A 24,044-nucleotide genomic window follows, 5' to 3' on the forward strand; every position below is an offset into this window, starting at 1 on the left:
ATAAGCAAGGATGGCATGATGAAGCCGGTGATGATTGGGCAGCTCGCCAGCGAGACCTCGACGAAGGTGACGACGATCCGCTTTTATGAGTCGATCGGGTTGCTCCGATCCGCCCCTCGCACGGCGTCGGGTCGCAGAACCTACGATGCCAGTGACATTGAGCGTTTGCACTTCATCCGCAACGGTCGCCGGCTTGGCTTCTCCGTCGACGAGATCCGTTCGTTGATGGGGCTGGCGCAGAACCCGGACCAGGATTGTGGTGCCGCCTCAGCTATCGCTGCTCAGCACCTCAAGGATGTGGAGGAGAGACTGGCGCAACTCGCGGTGTTGCGGGATGAGTTGGCAATGCTCAGCCAGAGCTGCACCAAGGCGCGCATGGCCGATTGTCGGATCATGAAGGCGATCGGCAAAGGCCACCCTCAAGCCGATCAATAATAATCGGCCAGCCTGAGCTCGCGCACATCACCCGAGGCCATCGTCAGCTTTACGAGGGTGCCAGCAGGCCGGGAGCGCACTTGCCAGAGCTCCCCACGCGTATAGTTCGCATCGATCGAATGGCCGTTCACCGCCACGATCCGGTCGCCGACCGCCCAGCCAGCCTTTTCCGCGGGACTGTTCGCCGCCACATGAACAACGGTGAGCGCCGTTGGTGAGGCTGCGAGGCCAAGGCCGCTACGGTCCTTCAGCATCGGCAGGCGACGACGAGGACCGAGTGGCCGGAGCCACACGAATCCGGCGGTCACGTCGAACACCACGTCGAATTGAGCGATCAGCGGTAGGCCGACATTGCCAACCGTGCTGGTGGAGAGCCAAGCTCTCATCCCGAGTGTGGGGACGTTCGAGACGCCAAGCCCTTCGATGTTGATGTTCTGGATCGTGAAAGCATCGTTGATACGCACACCATCGACGCCGCCGATCGCCGCGGTCGAGACGAGCTTCCCGTTCAACAGCCCTTGATCGCGGGCATAGGCCGACGAGAGCATCAGCGCGGCCGAGCTGCCAAGATCGATCATCAAGGGCACGGGAGGCAAACCCGAGACGGAAGCTCGAATGAACAGCTCCTGCTTGGCACCGCGCCCGAGCGCGACAGCGCGCCAGTCGGGACCGGCGAGAAACGTGCCTGACTTGACGACCGCCATACGCCTTTTCGCGAAATCGAGCGCGATGCAGCTACCCGTGAACATATCGGCACCGAGGAGGATATCGATCGGTCGTCCGAAGGCCGCCGACACTGAACTCAGATCACCAACGACGGCAAAGGGTAAGCGACGGGTTTCGCGGGCGAGCTGTACGTCGATGTCGCGGACCAGCAGCACCGGGGCCTTGGCGCTCAGCCCGCTAATCATGCGCCGCTCACCATCGTTCAAGCCGAGCTTCGCCGCGAGCGCCGTGCTCATGATCGACGCGCCGCTGCCACTGTCGAGCACCGCCCGCACCGGCACTCCGCGCACTTGTGCCGAAACAAGGAGGGTATCACCCGTGCCGACTTCCAGCGGCTCCCATTCGAGGTGAGCCGCACCGAAGTTCCACGAGCCCGCAGACCGGGAAGTCTGTCGCGCGAGCGTTGGAGAACCGAGCACCAAGCCGGTTCCACAGGCCACCAGCCGCGCCACTAATGAGCGTCGAGACATACCGATTGCTTCAACACGGGCCGTCAAAAAGCCACCTCCAGCCCCCCGTCCGCAGGAGAGCAAATTGCGGTTACATGCTCCAGCCACTGGAGGAGCAAGTGCTTTTGGTGCGCCCGAAAATCCTCAGAAGCGCTTGGAGAACTTTAGATGAAGGATGGTGCAGACCGCTTAGATGCCTTCCCGATAACGAACGGTTCCGGGGGACGCTGGGCCGATCGGGACCGCGAACGGTGTAAACGCTCGCGCTAAATGGCGGCATTCTGATCGCGCTATTTGTCGGCGAGCGTCGCTACGCGGCTACCGGCTTGGTCTCGGCCGATCGCACATAGGCGTAGAGTTTTGGCTTGGAGATGCCGAGCATCGAGCAAATCTTGGCGATCGGCATCGTGTTCTCGTGGTAGAGCCTGACGGGCAGGTCGCGCTTGTCCTTGCCGAGTGCGGCCGGCCGGCCACCCTTCTTGCCGCGAGCGCGGGCTGCGGTGAGACCGGCCTGGGTCCGCTCGCGGATCAGGTTGCGCTCGAACTCCGCCAATGCCCCGAACAGGTGGAAGGTAAGCTTGCCCGACGTGGTGGTCGTGTCGATCGCCTCGTGCAGGCTCAGCAGCCCGACCTTTTCCTCGTCGAGGTAGGTCATCCATCCGATCAGATCACGGAGCGAGCGGCCGAGCCTGTCGAGGCGCCAGACCACCAGTGTGTCGCCGGCGCGAAGCAGCTCCTTCACCTTTTCCAATCCAGGGCGAGCGGCAGTCGCCCCGGAGGCCTTGTCGGTGATGACCTTCTCGCAGCCGGCAGCCTTCAGCGCATCACGCTGGAGGTCCAGGTTCTGCTCGGCGGTCGATACGCGGGCGTAACCGATTTTCATGCGTAGGGCCGGTGGCGCCCCGATCGGGCGCGGTTTGGGAAGAAAGTCGTCATCGGCAGGTCTATGTTGCCCTAGTTTTCTTTACCGGGTAGATTTACGTCGAACAGGCCGGTTTGGCAACGCGAGCGGACTCGCATGGCGATGGGCAGGCAAATCTCCGTTTTCCTTACCTGCGACACGGACCGTCGGCGGTGACGCATCCGGCGCTTGTCCCGCCGCTGGCGATCGAGCGCTACCGCGTCCTTGAACCGCACCTCGCCGATGGCATCCCGCTCGCGGACCTCGCCCGCACCGGCACGCTGAGCGAGCGGACGTTGCAGCGCTGGCTCGGGCGCTACCGTGCCGAAGGACTTGCCGGTCTCGCGCGTCTGCCGCGCAACGATCGGGGCAGGCTGCACCTGCCGGAACATCTGGTCGAACTGACCCGCACTCTCGCCACCAAGCGCCCGCGACCCCCGGTCGCCGCCATTCACCGAAAGGTGCAGGAACTCGCCATCGCGCATGGACACCGAACCCCCAGCTATGCGGCCGTCGCGCGTGTCGTCAGGGCGATACCGGCAAGCCAGATCGCCGCAGCCTCCGATCCGGCCGTCTACCGCGACCAGCACGAGCTAGTGCATCGGCGCGAAGCCGCGACCTCGAACGAGATGTGGCAGGCCGATCATACCGTTCTCGACATTCTCGTGCTCGATGATGCCGGAACCCCGGTGCGTCCTTGGCTGACCGTCATCGTTGACGATCACAGCCGAGCCATCGCCGGTTACTTCCTCAGCCTCGATGCCCCCAGTGCCCTCAACACGGCGCTCGCCTTGCGGCAGGCGATCTGGCGCAAGCCCAATCCCGAATGGATCGTCAGCGGCATTCCCGAACAGCTTTACGTCGACAACGGCTCGGATTTCATCTCCGAGCATATCGAGCAGGCGTGCATCGCCCTCAAAATCCGCCTCATCCATTCGCTGCCGGGGCGTCCTCGCGGGCGCGGCAAGATCGAGCGGCTGTTCCGCACCATCAACGACATGTTCCTGCCCGACCTGCCCGGCCACCTGATCGCGGGCAAGCCGCTGTCGGCGCCAGTGCTCACGCTCGACGAGCTGCGCGCCCGCTTCGAGGCGTTCGTGTGCGGCGTCTATCATCGTCGCCCGCATGGCAGCACCGGCGAACCGCCGATCACGCGCTGGCAGAAGGGCGGGTTCCTGCCCGCAATGCCCGACAGCCTTGAACAGCTCGACATGCTGCTCGTGCACGTGCCCAAGCCCCGTAAAGTGCTGCGCGACGGCATCCGTCTGATGGGCAGGCGCTATGTCGAACCCACGCTCGCGGCCTTCGTCGGCGAGCAGGTCGAGGCGGTCTATGACCCCCGCGACCTGACCGAGATCCACGTCTACCACCAGGGCCGGTTCGTCTGCCGTGCGCTCAGCTCCGAGCACGCTGGGCACCCGTCGTTGCGCGCGATCCAGCGCGCCCGGCGCGGCGCGAAGGAGCGCGACAAGCAGGTGCCTGCCCCCACGGAGACCTTCGATGGCGACCAAGAGGATACGGCTTTCCGGCCCACCACCTACCGAGGGCTCCGGCTCTACGCCGCTGACGATTGAGTTCCTGGTCGAGCAGCCGTTCCTGGCGACCCGCGAACATGCCCGGTTCGTCGAGTTTGCCGAAGCCTGCGCGCACTACCGCTATATCGGCGTGTGTCATGGCCGGCCGGGCGTCGGAAAGACGCGATCGGCGCGCGAGTTTTCCAGCTTCCCCGACCTGGGGGAATATGCCGCGCTCCGTCCCATTGCCGCGCTCCTTGGCGAAAAGGTCGCTCGCTGCCGCGCCGTCTTCTACACCGTGTCGGTCAGCAACACGCCCAAGACGATCGACGCGGTGTTGGGCCTCAACCTCATTAAGCTGGGCTATGCCCGGCTGACGGTCGCGGGCGGCTCGCAGGACGAAATCACCCATGACGCCGCCCGCATCGCCTGCCCCCTCGTCATCGTCGACGAGGCCGACCGCCTGACCATAAAGTCGCTCGAACATCTCCGCGACATGGCCGATCGCCACGGCTTCGGGCTGATCCTGATGGGTATGCCGGGCTTGGAGAAGCGCCTCGCCCGCTATGCCCAGCTCTACTCGCGGATCGGCTTCGTCCACGAGTTCAAACCGCTTACCGAGACCGAAATGCGGCTGCTGCTCGCGACCCACGCCGGCGATTTCGGGATCAGCTTCGACCCGGCCCAACTCGACGCGATCGAAGCGCAGGCAGCCGTGATCCGCATCACGCGCGGCAACTTCCGGCTCATGGAGCGCCTGTTCGCGCAGATGCGGCGGATCATGACCCTCAACCGCGTCGAGGAGGTCACCGCTGACATCGTTCAGGCCGCGCGCGATTGCCTCGTCATCGGACCCGGCAACTGACAAATAGCGCGATCAGAACGCCGCCATTTAGCGCGAGCGTTTACACAGGATAAGATCCATACCGTTTCCGGAACCACTTTCTTGTTTCCTCTTCGAAATTGGACTGTGCTGATGAGTTTGAGCGATGGTGGCTTCGCTCATACACTACGCGCTACCAGGCCCCTGCCCGTTTCTTAGGCTTAACGTTGTAGCTCAAGACCCCGGGGGCTCAGCCTCCCTTCTCCGGTTCTTGCCGCTGCGCAAATCCCTCGATCTACCTGCCGCCGTCGTGTGGTCGCACGGCATCATCCAAAGACCTATTTAGGCCGTCATGACTAGCCAATCTTCGCCATAAGGCGCCCCGCCGCCCCCTGCTCTGCCGCGAGATTGCGATTATAAGCGAGCGGCATCCGCGGCGACTTCCACCGCAGCGCGTCCATGATGCCGGCCAAATCCTCCCCGCTGGCGAACAGGTCCTGATTGAGCCCGATCCGCGTCGAGTGCGCACTGATCCCCTTCAGCAACCGCGCCAGATCGTCCGCCGTCAAATCGGGCAGCGCGCCACGGTCGAACGCGCGGCCGATGATCGACCGAAAGATTGGTCCGATCGAGCCCGGGTGCAGCGCCACGGTGCCGATGTCATATTCGACGCGCGCCTTCACCGCAGGCCTGGGCAGCGTCTTGCGCAGATCCCAGGTCTCCCGCCCCGAGATGCTGTCGATCGGCCGACCGCGCACGGCTGCCCGCGCCTTGTAGCGCCGCACCTGCACCCGCCGGAACAGCGGCCCTGTCGTGATCCCCGCCGCTTCGGTCCACGCCGCGATCGCCGCGACGGTGCGCGGGCTGAGGTAGGCGGTCGCCCCCTCCCCGTCTTGATCGCCCTTATGACGCAGAATCTGCAGCAGCCGCGCTTCGGGATCGATCGCCTCCTCAATATGCTCAATGGCGACCGCCACCAGTTCGGAGGCGCGCAGCCCGGTGTCATAAGCGGCCGATAGCAGCGCCCGATCACGCAGCCCCGGCAGATCCTCGCCACAACTCTCGAGCAGCGCGCGGATGTTGAGCCCCCGCGCCTTGTCGCGCTCGACGTCGCGCACCGGGCCCTTGAACCGCAGCGGCCGCGCCTGCTTCTGCGCAGCCCCCTTCTCGCGGCGCACCGTCTGGAGCCGCAGCTTCACCAGCGGCGCCGGCGTCGGATCCTTGAGCTCGAGCAGCTGGTGGATCTTGGCGATCGACGCCTTGTAGCGGGATAGCGAGGCCGGCCGGCTCCCCTTCCCGGCCCGCGCGTCGAGATAATCGGCCACGGTCTCGGGCGTGGCCGGCAGCGCGATCCGGTTGTTGCGCCTACACCACGCATCGAACGCCTCGACGTCGGACTTGAGCGCACGGATGCTATGGGGCGATGAAGCGGCCTGATAGGCGGCGATCAGGCCCTCGTTGACGGTGATGCGCTCGCCGGCGCGCATCTGCACGATCGTCCACGCAAGGTCGGCCGGCGCCCTGACGGCCGGCAGGACAGCCTCAGGCGGCGCTACGGGGATTTCTGGCCCTTCCCGGGCGGTTTCGGTGCTCACGACGCGCCTCGCTCCTCAGCCGCGCTTGTAGCCCACCTTATAAAGAACGGTCAAATCTGCTTATGTGATAACTGCAATTATCACAGGTTTGCTTTTCAACCCTCTGGGCAGTTGTGCAGTGAAAGGCAAATAGCTACACATAGCGGCATGGAGCCTTTGGATCCCTGGTCAGCCGAGAACACCGTCGACCAACGTGAATTGGCGCGCGCCGAGACGTCAGCCGCGTACGCCCTGGGCAAACTCGATGGGCGGCTCACCCGTCTTGGCGAGACCGAAGAACGGTTGTTCTGCGCCGATCTGGTGCGCCGCACGCTGCTTGGTGCGCTGACGCAGGCGGGCTATCTCGATGCCCCGGAGCGCTTTGCGGACTGGTTCGCCGGGCTCGCGCGCGGCCCCGAACACATCGCCGAGGCACCCTCCTCGGCGCTGGGTATTGTCCGCGCCCTCCTCTCCGAAATGGCCCGCCATCCGTGGGAGCCGCTTGCCAGGACTGCGCAGACGCTTCAGCGCTGCGCGCGCTTCGTCGCCGATGCCATTGCCCCGTCACCCGAGGAGCAGACGCGTGAAACGGACGCGACAACCGGCGCGCTCGATCGTGCCCGCGTGCTGGTCGAGGTCCTGCCCGCGGACGCCGACGGGCCGCTCCCCTTCGCTGCCCTCGCAGCGCTGTGCACCGCCGCCGCGCACGACCCGGCCTTTGCTCCGATGGAAGCGGGAATTCGCACCTACGACACCGGCGAGACCTTGGTCGCGCTCGCGGGGCTGCGCCCGATCACGCCGCTCTGGGCGCTCGATGTCGCCGCGGGCATCCTCCTTGCGCAGCGCACATCGCTGGCGCGCGCGTTGCCGATGCCCGGTCTCTTCACCACCGAACGCCTGTTGCTGGCGCATGCCCCTGATCGGCAGGCCCTTGCGCTCGCCCACGCGCTCGAGGTCGCCACCACTGCGCATTTGGCGGCGCTCGACACGGCGCGCACGCGCGCTGCACTCCTCACGCAGAGGCTCGCAGGGCTGCGCCGGAGTTCGCGCGCGGGCGAGGCCTGGATTTTGCTGGCTGGGTTCGCGCCATTGGGGCTCGACCAGTTGATGGATGCCATCGGCGTCAGCCGGCGCGGGACTTATGCCGTCAGCGCCGCGCTAACCGAAGCCGGATTGGCCGAGCGTCAGTCGCGTCAGGGCAAGGTCCTGCTCGTCGCCATCGAACGCGCGAGGGCGAACGAGATTCCAGGTCCGGTCTTCACCGGAGCGCTGGGCACCGCCGTCGACGAATTTGACGAGGCGATGGCCGACCTCGACCGCCTGCTCGCGCGAACCGGCAGTCAGGAAGTGACGGGAACGTAAGAAACACCGATCCGGCGCGGCGCGCGCATGCGCCGTTGCAACAGCGCGCGCACCGCCTTGCGCGCTTCGCAGCGCGCGGCGAAGGCGCGCTGCTTACCCTGCCCCGCCGCTCCGATCCGGCCCCAGCTCCAGGTCAGTGTGGTCCACCCAAACAGGTCTTTGGCGACCTCGACCTGCCAGCGGCGCGCGAGCCCGCGCGCCGGGTCGCGCGCTTCCAGCGCGAGGCGTCCGCCTGCGGGTGCCAGCAACTGGTTGAGTGTCGTCTCGATGTCCATGGGACACGTTTTATACCAAGGCGCGCTGAGGCTGACTCACGCCGGGGATTCCCAAGCGGATGAAAATCTGATTCGACGTTGCGAGCACATGGAGGCTTGCGATGGCGGCAGCGATTGGGGTTCGATCTGACTACACATCGGCGGATTTGCGCCAGTTTGCGCGACGAAGTGGCGATGCCGGTCAGGTCCGGCGTCTGTTGGCTGTTGCACTGATCCTGGACGGCAGGAGCCGCAGCGAAGCGGCGAAGTTTGCCGGAGTGACGCTGCAGATCGTGCGCGACTGGGTTCTGCGCTTCAACGAGGGAGGTCCCGACGGTCTGGCAACGCGCAAGGCTCCGGGGAGAGCGTCGATCTTGAACGACGAGCAGCGCGCGCGGCTTGCCGAGATCGTCGAGACTGGGCCGATTCCTGCAGCGCATGGCGTGGTGCGCTGGCGGCTGTGCGATCTGGCTCAGTGGATCTGGGACGAGTTCGAGTTGTCGGTCACACGTCACACTCTTGGGCGCGAGCTTCGCGCCATGGGCTACCGCAAACTCACGGCGCGGCCACGCCACCGTGGCCAGAAGAGCGATGACATTGCCGATTTTAAAAAAGGTTCGCCGCCCGTCTGGCGCAAATCAAGCGGCGGCTCCCGAGAGGAACGCCGATAGAGCTGTGGTGGCAGGACGAAGCCCGCGTCGGCCAGCAGACCAAGCTCACCCGGCGCTGGGCGAAGCGCGGCACCCGGCCATCAGCGCCGAAGGACCAGCGTCGCTCCTCGGCATGGCTGTTCGGCGCGATCTGTCCCGCCGAAGGCAAGGCCGCCGGTATCGTCATGCCCCGTTGCAACAGCGAGGCGATGAGCATGCACCTCGAGGAAATCGCCTTCCACGTCGCGCCGGGCGCGCATGCGGTCCTCCTGCTCGATCAGGCCGGATGGCACGGTTCGGCCGAACTGGTCGTGCCTCCCAATATTACCCTGATGCCGCTGCCGCCACGATGCCCGGAGCTCAACCCTGTTGAGAACGTATGGCAGTTCATGCGCGACAACTGGCTGTCGAACCGCATCTTCAAATCCTACGACGACATCGTCGACCACTGCTGCTTCGCATGGAACAAGCTCGTCGATCAGCCCTGGCACATCATGTCCATCGGAATGCGCCAATGGGCGCATGGGTACTGATCTATGCACCTTGGTATTACGCGCGCGCGAACGCGCCGATCCAACGCGAATTTTGAATCACAAGCCTTTTGGTGATTCACGCAGGCGATTACGGGATCGGCCAGCAAGCGCGGGTAACCGCCAGGACTCAAAACACCACCAGTTCTGGATGACACCTGCCGTTGCAAGCGGTAAGCGGCGGGCATGAGATCCCTGCTTTGTTTCCTGGGCCGGCACGAGCCCTCGCGGCAATCCATCGCGCGCGACAAGCAAGGGCAGGACGTTGCCTTGTGCACCCATTGCGCAGTTCCCCTGGTCCGCGCTTCTGCTCGTCGCTGGCGCCCTGCTGGCCCTCAAGGTTTGTAGATCCGGACAAAAGTATGATGCCCAAGGGTACCTGACGGCCGGCACCAGCGGATTTGGACGGCCGATGGGAAGGTTCCGCTAGCCCAAAGAAACCAATTTTCGTTGCGTTTATTTCGAATATGCGCTACTGAATTGCTCTGACACGGAGAGTTCCCATGACATTGCCTGCGCATTCAGAGCCGTTTGGCGGTCATATGCCGTCGGCTGATGACCGCCAGATCGCGAACCAGCTTCGTCGCATGCTTGCGGCTCAAAAGTCGGGTGAAGCGACCTTGCGTGTCCACGAACCGGAATCGAAAAGGCCGGTCGAAATTACTCTCACGCCTGCCATGTCTGATCTGTTTTTGGAATTGCTGCGCCATATCGGCAGCGGCAGCGCGGTCACACTCGTGCCGATCCAGGAAATGCTGACGACGCAGCAAGCCGCCGACCTGCTCAATGTATCACGCCCCTACCTGATCAAGCTGCTTGAGCAGGAGGCGATACCCCACACTCTGGTCGGACGTCATCGCCGCATCCGGGCCGATGACGTGTTTCGCTACAAGGCGCAGCGCGATGATGAACGTTCGCGGGCCCTCGACGAACTCGTCAGCGGCGATGCCGACTTAGTCTGACCCGTGTTCGCAAACCGCTACACTGCCCTCATTGATGCCTGTACGCTCGTCAGTGTCTGGCGGCGTAACTTGCTGCTATCGCTTGCTGAAGCCGAATTTTTCCGCATCCGCTGGTCAGAGCCCATTCTGACCGAGACCAAGGCTGCCCTGATCAAAATGGCGCGAGAGCGCGGTCTCGCTGACCCTGAGGCGCGAGGAGTGCGAGCGGTAAAGGCCATGCAGACAGCCTTCCCGGAAGCCATGGTGAAAGACTTCACGCTGATTGGCAGCGCTCAGTTTGGCTTGCCCGACCCCGGCGACGAACACGTCATGGCCGCTGCCGTCAAAACGCAAGCCCAGGCCCTCGTCACCGAGAATCTGAAAGATTTTCCGGCTGACATCCTCGGCCAACTCAACATCGAGGCACGAAGCGCCGACGACTTCATTGCCGACACCATTGCTCTTGAAGAGGGGCGGGCGATCGCCGCAATCCGAAAAATGCGCGAGCGCCTGAAGCGACCTGAAATGTCCCCTGAAGATTTTTTACGGGCCTTGGAAGCCAATGGCCTGCTCGAAACAGCGTCCGTCATAACGCCCCACCTCGGCTCGATCTGAGGGCTCGTTTCCAACATCTTCGACCCATTACGGCCGCTCAGCCGCCGATTTCCTTCCACTAGGAGCAGACGGTCCGAGATCTGTCGGCATCTGCTCACCAACAGGTCCGAAGACCGCCAGTCACAGCGGCAACCTGACACCATATTCGTTGGCGACTAATATCTCGAGCCGCATCAGAACTGAAAGTTGCACGAAGAGCTGCGTGCATCGCGCAAGATAAGCGGCATAGCCCATCGATCGGACATCACCCTGGCCGCCTTTACCCGCTCGATATTGAATTACGCCGGACGCGCGGTCGAAAACCATCCCGCCATGGTGGGACGCGTTCCGGACTTGATTGTCGAATTCCTTGCATATTGCAGCCATGGCGACATTGTCCGCGATGGCATTGCACCGCCCCGCCTTGTCCGTTTGTCTGTATGTCGAGAGAGTAATATTCTTCAGCTGGTCGTATGGACGATCTTCGACCAGGTTATTCAAACATACCAAGAATTCAACGTTGGCGCCGAACGCCTCGAAAGCATTTCCGTAGAACATTCGAGTGGCATCAAAATTGGTGGATGCAGCAGCGTGCTCCTCCCCGACCGGCACTCCTGAGGTGACGAGATGGTGGACTTGAGAAAATTCGGAAAATGCAGCGAAATAGGCCTTGGCCATCTCGAAGTGACGCCGGCCATGATCCGAACTCATATCATCGCCGAAATGCTTCACAAACCTGCCGAAATCGCCCTTGTCTTTAGCGATCAGCAGCTGTTGAAACAATGCTTCGAAATGTTCGTCAAAGCATGGTGCACCCAAGCCTTGAGCAAACTGGAAGACCCAGTCCGCCAGAGTATCCGGCGGGTCGACGTAACCCGCCGTCGGAATGAAACCAGCACGGCGCTTCTCTACCAGATCAACCTTGCCATTGCGATGTAGAGACCACGCGGCGCGCAGATGATCCCATTCTTCAGTGATACGTGCTCGGCGCGGCTCATCCTGCGCAACCTTGGGAAGATCTGGCGACAGCCCAGAACGCACCCGTGCCGCAATCGCAGCTCTAACCATGTCGCTGCCGAACTCGATGCTCGGAAAGGCAAACGGGCTGCCAATTTCAGCCTTGGGAAATACGAACGAAGGATGCAGATTAACGATAGGTGCCTTTGCATCCTCTTTCGCCGCCACGGTATTTTCTTGGAGCACCCAGCCACTTCCCAACTCAAGCCGGAGTCCCATCTCTTGCCCGCAGCTAGTGCAGGCGAAAGAATGCACCTGCTTAGGCTCACTGCCGAGGCCTATGCGCAGGCAATGCGTGGTTCCACACTCTAGGCAGGAGACGTATTGTCTGACGATCACTGAAGTTTCATCCTATTTTCGTAGGTGCATTATGTGTGGCAGGCGGCGGCGACTATATCATTTAAGGTCTCAAGCCTCGCTGCTAGTAATGAGCACTGCCATGGGTCGCACCCGTTAAGTCGCCGATCCTCCATAGCTCGCAAACATAGTATCGTTGAGCGTTTGAACATTGAGCACATGGGAATCGAACACCAGTTTCCTGCCACCTACGTCGATTTCGATTAAATACGGCTCCAGCGCGGAAAATTGCTTCGTGACGATTGAGTCGCCCTCAAGATAGGTGATCAGATCGTCAGCCGTAAAAGTCTCACCCTCCCAGAACCGTAGACCGTCCCCCCCGTCCGCAATCGTTCCCGTCAGAAGTACGTTCATCAGTTCCTTCGCATGGCGCACCGGATGGCCGTTGAACCGAGCGCCATGGAACACTCTGTTGGCGATAATGATGCCCGTGTGAATACGGATCGTCGGTTGCACGCTCCAACCTAGCTTCACGAAAAGTGCCGCCTGGTTGCTTGGGTCAGTATATAGCTGCCGCCGCAGGTCCAACTGCTCTCGTCCTTTCTTGATGTGACCGTAGCTGTTCCGCATCTCGTGAGGTGAGCACGGGTGGTAGGCGTTCTTGCACTCCAAGATGAAGAGGATGCCATCACGCCATGCGACCAAGTCGAGATCACCCTTTTGGCCCTCCACGCTGAATTTAACGTCGGAACACACCTTGAACCCAGCGGCCTCGAATGCCTCCAGTAGTGCCGAGACCATCCGGTCCTTCGGCCCGAGCACGAAGTCTCTCAACTTCTTTGCCACGGTAACGTTGCGGACGAGGTTCGACGCAGCCAAGACATGCGGCGCGATGACATAATACGACCCCAAGTCTACCAGCGGCGTGTACTGAAGGTCGAAGTGTGGTGCCTGGTAATCAATCGAGATCAGGTCGATGAGAGCCCGTGACTTCGCCTCGTCTCCGAAAATGAGCAGGAATTGACCTAAGAGCCTGATCAGAAAATAAATTGAGTGGTATCAGCAGGTTAGCTTGACGCTTTGGCCTGTCATTGATTCATGGGTTTCGCCAAAAACTACCATGGATTCAACGATGTGGACCGATACCACTCGCGCCCTTCATGCGCGCAGCGGGCTGGCTTTGCCAAGCGATTTGACGGATGCCGAGTGGGCGCTGCTGGAGCCATTGCTTCCACCTGCGTCTCGTGTCGGACGGCCCCGCAAATGGCCACTACGACGCATCGTCGAGGCAATTCTGTACCTGCTGCGCGGAGGCCTGCCATGGCGGATGCTGCCGCCTTGCTTTCCGCCGGTGTCGAGCGTGCGGCATTGGTTCTACTTGTGGCGAGACAACGGACTGTGGCTGACGATAAACCACACCTTGTTGATGATGGCCCGCGAAGCTGATGGCCGAGAGGCTTCTCCCAGCGCTGGCGTGATCGACAGCCAGTCGGTCAAGACGACCGAAAGCGGTGGCCTGTGCGGTTACAATGCCGGGAAGAAGATCAAAGGACGCAAACGGCACATTCTGACCGACACCGATGGAAATCTTGTCCATGCCGTTGTGCACGCCGCCGACATTCAGGACCGGGACGGGGCACCGCTGGTCCTTGGAGAAATCGTCAGGCGCTTCCCCTGGCTGCGCCACGTGTTTGCAGACGGCGGCTATGCCGGAAACAAGCTCAAGGAGGCCCTGCGCCGGATCGGAAAGTGGACCGTCGAAATCATCAAACGGTCCGATACTGCCGAGGGCTTCGAGGTCCTGCCCCGACGTTGGGTCGTTGAACGAACGCTCGCTTGGCTGAGCCGCAACCGGCGTCTGGCAAAGGACTTCGAGGAAACCATCGCGTCCGCCACGGCCTGGCTCTTTATCGCATCCATCCAGCTCTATGCTCGCCGCATCGCAAGGCCCTGATTGCCTCGCCCGCAATTTTGAATCAGACACTAACAGCTGATGATGCTTCATGACCAAGATGGGTGAGGTGAAGGCGAGATACGTCCGCTCCGCCTGATCCTCAATGTCCTCCAGCCTCCGCTGATAAACGCAGCTGATGAAGTTGAAATATCTCTGAACCTTAAGAACATCCATCAACGTCACATTCGGCGCGACCCTCATCGCCGGTTCCAGTTCGCCGAAGGTGTTGACGTCAATGACGAAAAGGCCTTCGATCTCCTCCCGTGTAGGGGCCTCGGATCGGAACATGTCGAAGATTTGCGGCGCTGTCGGCAGGAAGAGGCGCAACCGTCTCATACCAAGGCGCGCTGAGGCTGACTCACGCCGGGGATTCCCAAGCGGATGAAAATCTGATTCGACGTTGCGAGCACATGGAGGCTTGCGATGGCGGCAGCGATTGGGGTTCGATCTGACTACACATCGGCGGATTTGCGCCAGTTTGCGCGACGAAGTGGCGATGCCGGTCAGGTCCGGCGTCTGTTGGCTGTTGCACTGATCCTGGACGGCAGGAGCCGCAGCGAAGCGGCGAAGTTTGCCGGAGTGACGCTGCAGATCGTGCGCGACTGGGTTCTGCGCTTCAACGAGGGAGGTCCCGACGGTCTGGCAACGCGCAAGGCTCCGGGGAGAGCGTCGATCTTGAACGACGAGCAGCGCGCGCGGCTTGCCGAGATCGTCGAGACTGGGCCGATTCCTGCAGCGCATGGCGTGGTGCGCTGGCGGCTGTGCGATCTGGCGCAGTGGATCTGGGACGAGTTCGAGTTGTCGGTCACACGTCACACTCTTGGGCGCGAGCTTCGCGCCATGGGCTACCGCAACTCACGGCGCGGCCACGCCACCGTGGCCAGAAGAGCGATGACATTGCCGATTTTAAAAGGTTCGCCGCCCGTCTGGCGCAAATCAAGCGGCGGCTCCGAGAGGAACGCCGATAGAGCTGTGGTGGCAGGACGAAGCCCGCGTCGGCCAGCAGACCAAGCTCACCCGGCGCTGGGCGAAGCGCGGCACCCGGCCATCAGCGCCGAAGGACCAGCGTCGCTCCTCGGCATGGCTGTTCGGCGCGATCTGTCCCGCCGAAGGCAAGGCCGCCGGTATCGTCATGCCCCGTTGCAACAGCGAGGCGATGAGCATGCACCTCGAGGAAATCGCCTTCCACGTCGCGCCGGGCGCGCATGCGGTCCTCCTGCTCGATCAGGCCGGATGGCACGGTTCGGCCGAACTGGTCGTGCCTCCCAATATTACCCTGATGCCGCTGCCGCCACGATGCCCGGAGCTCAACCCTGTTGAGAACGTATGGCAGTTCATGCGCGACAACTGGCTGTCGAACCGCATCTTCAAATCCTACGACGACATCGTCGACCACTGCTGCTTCGCATGGAACAAGCTCGTCGATCAGCCCTGGCACATCATGTCCATCGGAATGCGCCAATGGGCGCATGGGTACTGATCTATGCACCTTGGTATCACAGGTTTTTCGACGATCTCGATCAGCTTATCGAGCCCGCCCTCCTGGAACCCGATGTCGACCATCTCCCGGATCGACATCGGGGGGGGCTCCTTCTTGAACTGTTCAGCCCTGATCTCAACCTGGATTTGGTTCTGGACATATCCCAGTCGGATCGCCTTCTCGACGTCCGGGTCCACCGATGACACATGCACGACACCACGCTCAACCCGTGCCTGAAACGGAAGGCCATCGATCATGATCTCCGCGTCCTTGAACTTTGTCAGACGGACTGCGGCCAGAAAAAGCCGTTCGTAGACGAACGAGGAAGGGTCCAAAACCTCAGCATCAATGTGGTTGAAGCAATCGTTGCGGATCGGAAAAAGCTGGCGGTAAACCGTCAGGATCAGCGAGGCTGCATCGGACAAGTCTTCAGCAGAAAACCGTCCAAGCTGCAAAGAACCGACAGCGGCATCAGCTGGTGCGTAATGATAGAATCGGGCGTTCAGCACCGCGAAGACCGTCTTCAGCGCGACATCCTCCCGCGTGCTCAGGATTTTCACGATCCTTCCGTGAAGTGCCATTGCCCCCGGTGCCAGCCTGGTCAGCGCCAGAACAGACTTGAGATATTCAAACCGCCCGTCACGCGCGACCAGCCATGGACGGGCATTGAGGCCAGCCCGCGCTATGTTTGCGATGACCAACCCGTTGAACCCATACCTGGAGCTGCGCAGCACGCCGTCGCGTCGCATCCGCCCGATCGCATAATCGGCATCCACAAACATAACTGCCAAGGCGGTGGCCAGCGCCTCGCGTTGACGAGCCGCTTCGAGGTGACCGACCAAATCTTTAATGGAAGTCTTGATCTCGTTCTTAACAGCCTCAGTCCGCCGCAGTCGCTCGAACGTCTTCAGCGCCGACAACATCTCAGCCGGCGAGCGTCGCTCCAGCAATGACGAGACCAACCGTGCGACCGGCTTGTAAGTCGATGGAGATGACGCGGCGGCTTCAGACTGTGGGAAAACGGCGCTCATCGGTGGTGGCTATGATCCAGACGTGGAAACTTACGGCAGAGTTGGAATAACCTAGCTGCATACCAAGGACTTTTTAAGTATCAAACTCGTTTGGGAGACGGGATCGAACAAACTTCGCACTCCCAACGGGCTACGAGCAGCGCATAGGTCATCGCGTCTCAAAAGCCATAATTGAGCAGTTCATGGCCTTCCGACGAAATCTGCCTTCGTCGGAAAAGCGGAGTGACGCGCGGTGGAGGGCTTCAGGAAAGCGCAGAAGCGATGAGCATCCTTGGTCCTGCCTAACAGCTATGGGTTAAGCGGACGACCGGCACGGCGGCGGTTCGAGACAGCGTGGACGGAACGGAGATGGGGCAGCCCCGCTGCTTCATCAGGATGCGGAGTATCTCGGCCAAGGGACCAAGACTTGCCGGACACGCCACAAGCTTTCCAATAGCTTCCTCGGAATCGCGCATACTAGCTCGATTCTCCACCCCGTCTAAGGCACGAAGTCCCGGCTTCGAGCCAGACCTAACTTGCAGATGAGTGCAGCTTTGTTAGGACAGGCCGAAATAGGGGAAATGGCAATTGAGCAGCATCAACATCAAGCGGGCCGTAGAAAACATCCGCTCTGGTACCACGGTTTACACCCCCGTGATCGAGCTGATCGTCAACGCCATTCAGGCAATCCGAGTCACGAAGCCCATCGGCGGACAGGTAACAGTCACGATCCTTCGTGACGGCCAGGTCGATCTCATCGAACGGATTGCCTCCGTGGATGGCTTCACCGTGGAGGACGACGGCGTTGGCTTTGACAAGGACCACAGGGATTCCTTCGACACGCTCTACAGTGGCATGAAGGCCGGCCAGGGAGGCAAAGGCTTTGGTCGCTTCACCTGCCTAAAGTATTTCGAACGCTTTGATGTGGAAAGTGTATTTCGCGACGGCGATGGGCTGCAAGCACGTTCCTTCGAGATGGGGATGCGGACCGACATCATCATCAACGAGCAGATCTCCAACACCGAATCGACATCGACCGGTTCGAAGATCACCATCAGCGGTTTGAAGTCTGTGAAGTTCTCGGACAAGTCTCTCGATGTCATTGCGCGCGTGTTGGTCGAACGTCTGCTGCCCTATTTTATCGACCCCAAGTCGGAATGCCCGCGGATCGTGATCGGCGAGGAGAAGGGTGGCGTTCCGATCGTGCTCAACGACTATTTGACGCAGGAGAACCGGCAGATCGTCGAGCTTGAGGTCGGCGAGCCGGAGATCGTCATCGCCGCTAACGACGAGACCGAGACCTTCAGCGTGCGGGTCTTCAAATTCTATGCACCCCGCATGAGCAAGAGCAAGATTGCACTGGTCGCGCACCGGCGGGAGGTGACCGATGTCGCGATTCAAACGTACATCCCGGAATTCGCGGATGAGTTTTACGACAGCGGTGAAAGCGACGGAGCCCGGGGCGATCGCAACTATGTGATCAAAGCGTATGTGTTCGGTGACTATCTTGATCGAAACGTGTCTCTCGAGCGCGGGGCCTTTAATTTCCAGCGAGAAACAGACATATTTTACGGGATCTCGCAGACTCAGATCGAGGCGCGTGCGGCTGAGGTCGCGCGCGAAGCGATGGGACCAGAGATTCTAATCCGTAAGGAGCGCAAAGCCGCCCGGATCGAAGACTATATCGCCACCCAAGCACCTTGGCATCGCGCGCTGAGCCGCGAAATCGACTTTGCATCGTTGCCAATGAAACCCACGCCGCAGGACATCGAGCTGCATCTTCAGACGGCCAAGTTCACGCGCGAAATGGAGACGCGGGCCCAGGTCCAGCAGATACTTTCCAGCGACGACCCAAACACCCTGCACCAGCAGGTGGCCGATGTTGTGGCGAGCATCTCCCAGACGAGCAAAAACGACCTAATCCATTACGTTTCGATGCGGAAATGCGTGCTCGACCTGTTCGGAAAGGCGCTAGAGACGGACGACGACGGCAAGTACCAGTCCGAAGGCGATGTCCACGACATCATCATGCCTAGGCGCAGGGATTCTGATGCGCTTGACTATGAGCAGCACAACCTGTGGATTCTCGACGAACGCCTCAATTTCGCCGATTATGTGGCTTCCGACATCCCGATCGACGGCGCGCGGACCGACCGGAGTGACATCTCCATCTTCAACCGTCGGATCGCCTTCCGCGGCGACAACGTGCCTAGCAATCCCATCACGATCTTCGAGTTCAAGAAACCGCAGCGTCACGACTTCGCCAACCCCTCGTCTGACGATGATCCGGTTCAGCAGATCATTCGCTACGTCAATCAGTTCCGGGATGGGAAGTTCAGAACGCCGAAAGGCCGAGACATCCTCGTCTCTGACAACACGACCTTTTATGGCTACGTGGTATGTGATCTACCCCGGAAGGTGTCGGATTGGCTCCACCGAGAGAAGCAGTTTACTATCATGCCGGATGGGCTAGGCTATTTCCAGTGGTTCCCAAACATCCGTTTGTACATGGAGGTGTTGAGCTGGACGAAGGTGCTCGCCGATGCAGAGATGCGCAACAAGATCTTTTTCCATAAACTGGGGATTTGAGCCTTCAGGTGTACCTTCATACAAAGCCAACTTAGCTGAACCGCATTAGCGGCTCGGATGTGGGCTTTGTCGCAAGGCGAGCCGTTGGGCCTACATTGTCCAGTCCTGGAGCGAAGGTCGGCTTATCCAGGGCGGTCGCTCCGAAGGCGACTGTCGGCTAGGTCCCAGACTCCGTCATCGCCAAGGTTCTCAGCAGCCCCCTTCTCACTCAGTTCTTGTGCGCAGTGCATTTTTACACAAGGAGGCTGGATGCTTCTGTTTATCCTCGCGGCAGCCGCGTTCAGTTGTTCCTCTCCCAAAATCCACGACGGAGACACTCTTCGATGTGGACGTGAGCGCATTCGAATAGCGAACATCGATGCCCCAGAACTACCGGGATCACCCTCCTGCTCGCGGACGAAGCGTTCGACGCATTGGTGTGATTATGCCCTCGGCAAAGCGAGCCGAGACGCCCTGATCCGCTTTGTAGGAAATGCGCCCATTACCATAACGCGGCTAGGTACAGATCGGTATGGCCGTACGCTTGCTCGAGTTTCAGTCCGCGGGCAAGACGTAGGCGAATTCCTGATCTCGCAAGGCTTGGCAAGAGCGTGGCGTTGAAGCGGCTACAACCAGTGCTGTTCGAGCAAGTCTTTCAAAGCGGCTTCGGCTTCGGCTCGTGTGCCCCCTCCCCGTGGCAGCAGCGTTAATTTGATTCCTTTGCCATCGAGAGTCTCGATCTTCAAAAGCGGCTTGCCGTCCTCAGAACGGACCGTTTGCGCCTTTCCTGACCGTTTGGGGGATCCTGACTTCTTGGGGGGATCAGCTGCAAGGGCCAGAGCACGAATGATGTCCGGAACCGGGGTCGGCTGCTCTGCGCCCTTCTCGCGTTCGGCAAGCTGCGCCGCCTGAGCAAATACCCGCTCGCGACGATCCTCCGGCTTCAAGAGAGGCTTGATCGCCGTAACGTGCTTGATCCTCAGATCCTGGGGGCGCGAAAAAGCAACCATCAGTTCGCGCGGCAACCGAGCCAGATCGAGATAACGGCTCAACCAGCTCTGGGAGACGTTGATCCGTTCCGCCATGAGCTTCTGACTGCCTTCGTAGTATGCATCCAGCGCACGCAGATAGTCACGTGCACGCTCCAGGTCAGTGAGATCATCGCGTGCGCGGTTCTCGATATCAGCAAGCCGGAAGGCTTCTTCATCGGTCAGATCACGAACGTCGATCAGGAAGCGGAAATCGGGGTAGTTATGTGCACGTAGCCAAGTGATCGTCCAGTGCCGCCGCGCGCCACAAATCACCTCGTAGTCGTAGTCGGCTTCGCCCTTAACCCGACGTACGATCGCGGGCATCTCCTGCTTACCCTGCGCCTTCATGCTTTCGATCAAATCCGCGCACCGCTCCTCGTCAAGAAGCGCATATTCGCGGTTGTGACCTACCCACATCCGGCAACGCGCCGGATCAACAAGTTCGTGCGTGCGCGATACGACGCTCCCGGAGGCAAGCTCGGCGAGGCGGCTCTCTCGGCCTGTCAGAACGCTCGAACCGATACCGGTCCGACGCGGCGTTGGAGATTGGGAAGCTGGCGCAATTCCAGCCACCAGATCGGCTGCAAAATTCGCGTTCTTCTTGCTCACGAGAGCCCTCCCTCAGGCAAAATTGCACCGGTGCAATTCTTGCGCATCATACGACACCTTCCTTGCGCAACCGGGCCAGATGGCTCGGCCACATCGAGCGAATATCAATTTCGATTTCGCTGTTTACGCCGTCCAGATAGGTCAGGCAGCGATTGCGAACAGACGAACTCGTAACCGGGCCATCCAGCTCGTAAACGGTCATGAGGCGCGCCGTGGCATTGTCAATCTCCGCGGAATCCTTGAGCGGCGTGCGCACGATCGCGTGCCCGAACAAGCTGCGCATCAAGTTAATCAGCTCTTTTTGCATCGACTTGTTCTCGTCGACCTTGGACGCGACGAAACGAAGGAACTGAAGCGAAGGCGCCATGTCCCGTTCCGCCAGCGTTTCGATCGTTTCGTCGAGCATGGCAAGAAACGCGGCCGTCGAGGAAAAGTCCATGACCGTAGGAGGCACCGGCACCACCAAGGCATTGGCCGCGCGCAGCACCGACAGAGAAATGGCTCCCAATGCTGGCGGCGGATCGAGCACAATCACGTCGAAACGATCCGAGATGCTCGCGATGCCTTGCGCCATGCGATCAATAAGACTCCCCTGCCCGCGCGCCATACGCGCGGCAATCTCATACTCAGATTGAAACAGGCGCAGGTTTGCCGGGATCAACTCGAGCCCGTCAAAATGTGTTTTGCGCAGCGCGTAATCGAGCGAGTCCATGCCGTCATGCCGCAAAAACGGATAGAGGGTGTCGTCCTCGGACAGGTCCAGATCCGGTACATAGCCGAACAACGTCGTTGCCGACGCCTGGCTGTCACAGTCAATCAAGGCAACGCGGTAGCCACGAATGGCAAGGTACTGCGCGAGGTGCACGGACAACGTCGACTTGCCCACTCCGCCCTTGAAGTTCTGGACCGCGATGATGCTGCAGGGATCTTCAGGTGCGCGCCAAGGACGTGTCCCGAACAAGCCGCGCATGTCGTTGAGCTGTGCAAGCGTGTACCCTACACGCCGGTTGTTTTCGGTGCGCGGTGGAGGCGGAAGACGTCCGTCCTTCTCGGCTTCCCGAATAGCTGCCGGCGTACGGCCCACCAGTTCCGCTGCCTTGCCAATCTGAAAGGTGGGCTCGCGACGGTCATCGGCCCGGGCCGAACGCGCCGCATCGCGAAGGCGCTCAAGAACAGAGCTGGTGCGTTGAGCCAGCGCCTGGACGGATACCTCGTCTTGCACGCCTTCAATATCGAGTGATGCGGCCAAGCCAGCCTCCCTTTTCGAAACTGGGGACGGCTTATGCCATTTTGCACTTATTGGTCAATAATCGATGTATTTTCGCAAATCACCACACCGTTCCGGCACGCCCTCGCGCGCTTCAACCCGCAACGGCAAACTCAGGCTCATCTATCCTGACCGATTGGGGGCCTGATGGAAAATTGCACCGGTGCAATTTTCGGATCAGGGCCTGCCCCGACGCGCAAAAAAGCTCTCGCAATAGCCGGTCCAGGATGCGATCAATTTGGCGCCCTTCAGCTTGGCCAGACGTTCGCCCATCTGTTCACGATAGGCGTTGGCAATAAGATCGATGTCCCATCCTCCACCCGAGCGCCGCGCGATCGCGGCAAGCTCATCGGCGCCAAATTGTAGCGTTCCGCTGGGGAAGCGCAGTTCCGAGGGTTCTCCCCTCCCCTTTCCCGTCAAAGCCGAGACGACGTTCTGGGTCAGTTCCTTTACCTCGACGGTCTCGACCTCGTCATCGCGCCGCGCCTTGCGTCCGCCGGAATGGCGCGAAATCTCATCCACGGTCGCGATCTGCGCCGGCGCGTCCTTGGGCTCAAAGCGAAATTCGAGCTCGCTGACCGCACGCCCTTTGCGAATTTCGCGCCACTCAACCCTGAAATGCGCAAGCTGGTCGATCTCAGCCTTGGCCTTCTCCAGCACCTTGCGTCGCAACTGAGCGAAGTCCTTGTAGACGTCCGGACCAATTCCAAGCAGAGCCCGCAAGGCCATCATATCACCCTTCCAGGTCGACTGGCGCCGGTGCAAACGCAACGCGCCGACCTCGTAGAGCTTTAAGGCATAGTTCGAGCGAAAGCCGAGAACCGCCTGGCGATTGAGAACCGCATAGGTTTCGGATTCCTGGATCAGCTTGCGCGCTTCGGGCGTAAACTCCCATTCAATCCACCCCGATTCCGCGCCAGGCTCATCTTCAACCTCTTCGCGCGAAGACGAGATCAGTGAGAAACGCATCGTCGCCTTCTTGCCACGCCAGGACGTGTCGTCGATCGCGAACAGAGTGCGGTGCAGTTCCTCGAGCATGTCGGAAATGCGCTCGTTGCCCTTGTGCCCCCGGCGAATATCCGCCTTGCGCATACGATGTGGACGGTCTTCCCATGCATCGCCGCCTGCAGTCAGAATCATCAGGGCAAGGAGGCGCGAGGCGGTAAGGCTAAGCGACTGGCCCTTGACGAACTTGACTTCGACAATGCTGCCCGGCTTTGCGAACTCATCGCCACCCTTTGCCTGCAAGGCTGCCGCAACGCGCATCGCCCGGCCAGGAGAAGGCTGGCCCGTATCGCTATCCTCAGCATTGTCGGAAGCTCGATTTTTGGCCATGTCATAACGCTCGAGGAGATTCGCACTTAAGGTCTCGGGTGTGCCTGACCTGTCCAGGATGGTCAAGTCAGGACAGGATTGGCCTTCCTGAGCCCCCATGCGGTCAGGATAGATCTGCCCCTCCAGGGAAAGCGAGCCTGCAGATTCCGGCGAGTCGTCGCGGTCAGGGGAGGGGAGGGCGATAATCGTGCGCGGAGAGGTCCATTCCGTGCCGAAACACGATGCCTGGACGTTGCGTGGGAAGGCCATTGGTGTCTCCCCCAACCGGTCAGGATAACCCCAACCGGTCAGGGAAACGCCCCCGACAGGTCAGGAAAGGGCCCCCAATAAGGCAGGCAAACTCCCCCAACCGGTCAGGAATACCCCCTTCAACCCCGCTGGAAACCGTCGGTTTTTGCCCCCTGAATCTGAATCCCTTAGAATCAGAAAACCTTCCGCTGCAAGCAGCGGCGCTGTTTGAAAGAGGATTCCAGGAGACGGGAAGAAGCCGAGGACCCAACTCGATCCCCCGCATCCATAGTTCAAACCGAAAGATCATAGCAAACCAACCTCCGACAGTGGATTGTGCGGATTTAGTGTATATGCTATATTCGGACTATGGCAACCACCCCTCAATCCGCTGCTCGGCAGATCGTACAGGACCTCAAAGGTACCTGGCACGGCCGCTATGGCAAGGTCTGCTGCCCAGCTCACGACGATCGTCATGCTTCGCTTTCAATTACA

The 24,044-nt window shown here is 60.8% G+C and carries 20 protein-coding genes and 1 pseudogene; 11 read left to right on the forward strand and 10 right to left on the reverse strand.

Annotated elements, in window-relative coordinates; genetic code table 11:
- Positions 1-15 precede the first annotated feature (15 nt).
- Positions 16-435 carry a MerR family transcriptional regulator gene (locus HT578_RS21815; protein ID WP_007406847.1) on the forward strand — a complete coding sequence of 140 codons (420 nt, stop codon included), beginning with the start codon at positions 16-18 and terminating at the stop codon, positions 433-435.
- Here HT578_RS21815 and HT578_RS21820 read toward each other — a convergent pair.
- Positions 429-1,442, reverse strand: a complete 1,014-nt coding sequence (locus HT578_RS21820) for an aspartyl protease family protein (protein ID WP_009824026.1) — start codon at positions 1,440-1,442, stop codon at positions 429-431. The genes HT578_RS21815 and HT578_RS21820 overlap by 7 nt on opposite strands.
- 478 nt (positions 1,443-1,920) lie before the next feature.
- Positions 1,921-2,493 carry a recombinase family protein gene (locus HT578_RS21825; protein ID WP_009824027.1) on the reverse strand — a complete coding sequence of 191 codons (573 nt, stop codon included), beginning with the start codon at positions 2,491-2,493 and terminating at the stop codon, positions 1,921-1,923.
- A gap of 191 nt (positions 2,494-2,684) precedes the next feature.
- On the opposite strand from HT578_RS21825, the gene HT578_RS21830 reads away from it, so the two are divergent.
- Together HT578_RS21830 and HT578_RS21835 are read left to right on the forward strand one after the other, a co-directional pair.
- Complete coding sequence (locus HT578_RS21830; protein ID WP_039396760.1) at positions 2,685-4,085, forward strand: Mu transposase C-terminal domain-containing protein; 1,401 nt, start codon at positions 2,685-2,687, stop codon at positions 4,083-4,085.
- Entirely contained in the window at positions 4,012-4,890 is an 879-nt protein-coding gene (locus HT578_RS21835; RefSeq protein WP_084592359.1) for an AAA family ATPase, read from the forward strand. The genes HT578_RS21830 and HT578_RS21835 overlap by 74 nt, the downstream gene beginning before the upstream one ends.
- Positions 4,891-5,204: 314 nt before the next feature.
- Here HT578_RS21835 and HT578_RS21840 read toward each other — a convergent pair whose 3' ends face one another.
- Entirely contained in the window at positions 5,205-6,443 is a 1,239-nt protein-coding gene (locus HT578_RS21840) for a site-specific integrase (protein ID WP_213504582.1), read from the reverse strand.
- 156 nt (positions 6,444-6,599) lie between these two features.
- Here HT578_RS21840 and HT578_RS21845 point away from each other — a divergent pair, with 156 nt between their 5' ends.
- Complete coding sequence (locus tag HT578_RS21845) at positions 6,600-7,784, forward strand: hypothetical protein (RefSeq protein ID WP_213504585.1); 1,185 nt, start codon at positions 6,600-6,602, stop codon at positions 7,782-7,784.
- Here HT578_RS21845 and HT578_RS21850 read toward each other — a convergent pair.
- Positions 7,763-8,059: a WGR domain-containing protein gene (locus HT578_RS21850; RefSeq protein WP_213504586.1), complete on the reverse strand. Its 297-nt coding sequence runs from the start codon at positions 8,057-8,059 to the stop codon at positions 7,763-7,765. The two genes, HT578_RS21845 and HT578_RS21850, sit on opposite strands and share 22 nt — an antisense overlap.
- 101 nt (positions 8,060-8,160) lie before the next feature.
- Between HT578_RS21850 and HT578_RS21855 the strand changes: the two genes are divergently transcribed.
- The 3 genes from HT578_RS21855 (at position 8,161) to HT578_RS21865 (ending at position 10,774) form a co-directional block, all read left to right on the forward strand.
- Positions 8,161-9,221 (forward strand): IS630 family transposase gene (locus tag HT578_RS21855; protein ID WP_130752786.1). Its coding sequence is split into 2 segments (ribosomal slippage): positions 8,161-8,668 and positions 8,668-9,221, totalling 1,062 coding nucleotides; the frame shifts between segments, so codons are not numbered across the junction.
- 500 nt (positions 9,222-9,721) lie between these two features.
- Positions 9,722-10,180 (forward strand): helix-turn-helix domain-containing protein, encoded by a 459-nt coding sequence (locus tag HT578_RS21860; protein WP_213504587.1) that lies wholly within the window; start codon positions 9,722-9,724, stop codon positions 10,178-10,180.
- A gap of 3 nt (positions 10,181-10,183) precedes the next feature.
- Entirely contained in the window at positions 10,184-10,774 is a 591-nt protein-coding gene (locus HT578_RS21865) for a PIN domain-containing protein (protein ID WP_213504588.1), read from the forward strand.
- 120 nt (positions 10,775-10,894) lie between these two features.
- On the opposite strand, the gene HT578_RS21870 is transcribed toward HT578_RS21865, so the two are convergent.
- Entirely contained in the window at positions 10,895-11,989 is a 1,095-nt protein-coding gene (locus HT578_RS21870) for a hypothetical protein (protein WP_213504589.1), read from the reverse strand.
- 234 nt (positions 11,990-12,223) lie between these two features.
- Positions 12,224-12,946, reverse strand: coding sequence for a hypothetical protein (locus tag HT578_RS21875; RefSeq protein ID WP_213504590.1), 723 nt, complete (start codon positions 12,944-12,946; stop codon positions 12,224-12,226).
- A gap of 253 nt (positions 12,947-13,199) precedes the next feature.
- Between HT578_RS21875 and HT578_RS21880 the strand changes: the two genes are divergently transcribed.
- Both HT578_RS21880 and HT578_RS21885 read left to right on the forward strand, forming a co-directional pair.
- The gene (locus tag HT578_RS21880; protein ID WP_213504591.1) at positions 13,200-14,021 is read left to right on the forward strand and encodes an IS5 family transposase; all 822 of its coding nucleotides are present in this window, start codon (positions 13,200-13,202) and stop codon (positions 14,019-14,021) included.
- A gap of 423 nt (positions 14,022-14,444) precedes the next feature.
- Positions 14,445-15,501 (forward strand): annotated as a pseudogene (locus tag HT578_RS21885) (IS630 family transposase).
- Here HT578_RS21885 and HT578_RS21890 read toward each other — a convergent pair.
- Positions 15,447-16,532, reverse strand: a complete 1,086-nt coding sequence (locus HT578_RS21890; RefSeq protein ID WP_213504593.1) for a hypothetical protein — start codon at positions 16,530-16,532, stop codon at positions 15,447-15,449. The pseudogene HT578_RS21885 and the gene HT578_RS21890 sit on opposite strands and share 55 nt — an antisense overlap.
- Positions 16,533-17,099: 567 nt before the next feature.
- Here HT578_RS21890 and HT578_RS21895 point away from each other — a divergent pair.
- Positions 17,100-19,100 (forward strand): ATP-binding protein, encoded by a 2,001-nt coding sequence (locus HT578_RS21895; RefSeq protein WP_213504594.1) that lies wholly within the window; start codon positions 17,100-17,102, stop codon positions 19,098-19,100.
- A 249-nt stretch (positions 19,101-19,349) separates the two neighbouring features.
- Entirely contained in the window at positions 19,350-19,700 is a 351-nt protein-coding gene (locus HT578_RS21900) for a thermonuclease family protein (RefSeq protein WP_213504595.1), read from the forward strand.
- A gap of 5 nt (positions 19,701-19,705) precedes the next feature.
- Here the strand turns inward: HT578_RS21900 and HT578_RS21905 are convergent, their stop codons facing one another.
- The 3 genes from HT578_RS21905 to HT578_RS21915 all read right to left on the reverse strand — a co-directional run bounded on the left by HT578_RS21905 (position 19,706) and on the right by HT578_RS21915 (position 23,252).
- On the reverse strand, positions 19,706-20,719 hold the full coding sequence (locus HT578_RS21905; RefSeq protein WP_213504597.1) for a ParB/RepB/Spo0J family partition protein: 1,014 nt from the start codon (positions 20,717-20,719) through the stop codon (positions 19,706-19,708).
- 46 nt (positions 20,720-20,765) lie between these two features.
- Positions 20,766-21,968: an AAA family ATPase gene (locus HT578_RS21910; RefSeq protein ID WP_213504600.1), complete on the reverse strand. Its 1,203-nt coding sequence runs from the start codon at positions 21,966-21,968 to the stop codon at positions 20,766-20,768.
- 195 nt (positions 21,969-22,163) lie between these two features.
- Positions 22,164-23,252, reverse strand: a complete 1,089-nt coding sequence (locus tag HT578_RS21915) for a replication initiation protein (RefSeq protein WP_213504649.1) — start codon at positions 23,250-23,252, stop codon at positions 22,164-22,166.
- Positions 23,253-24,044: the final 792 nt, after the last annotated feature.

The organism is Novosphingobium decolorationis (assembly GCF_018417475.1).
Taxonomy (GTDB): Bacteria; Pseudomonadota; Alphaproteobacteria; order Sphingomonadales; family Sphingomonadaceae; genus Novosphingobium; species Novosphingobium decolorationis.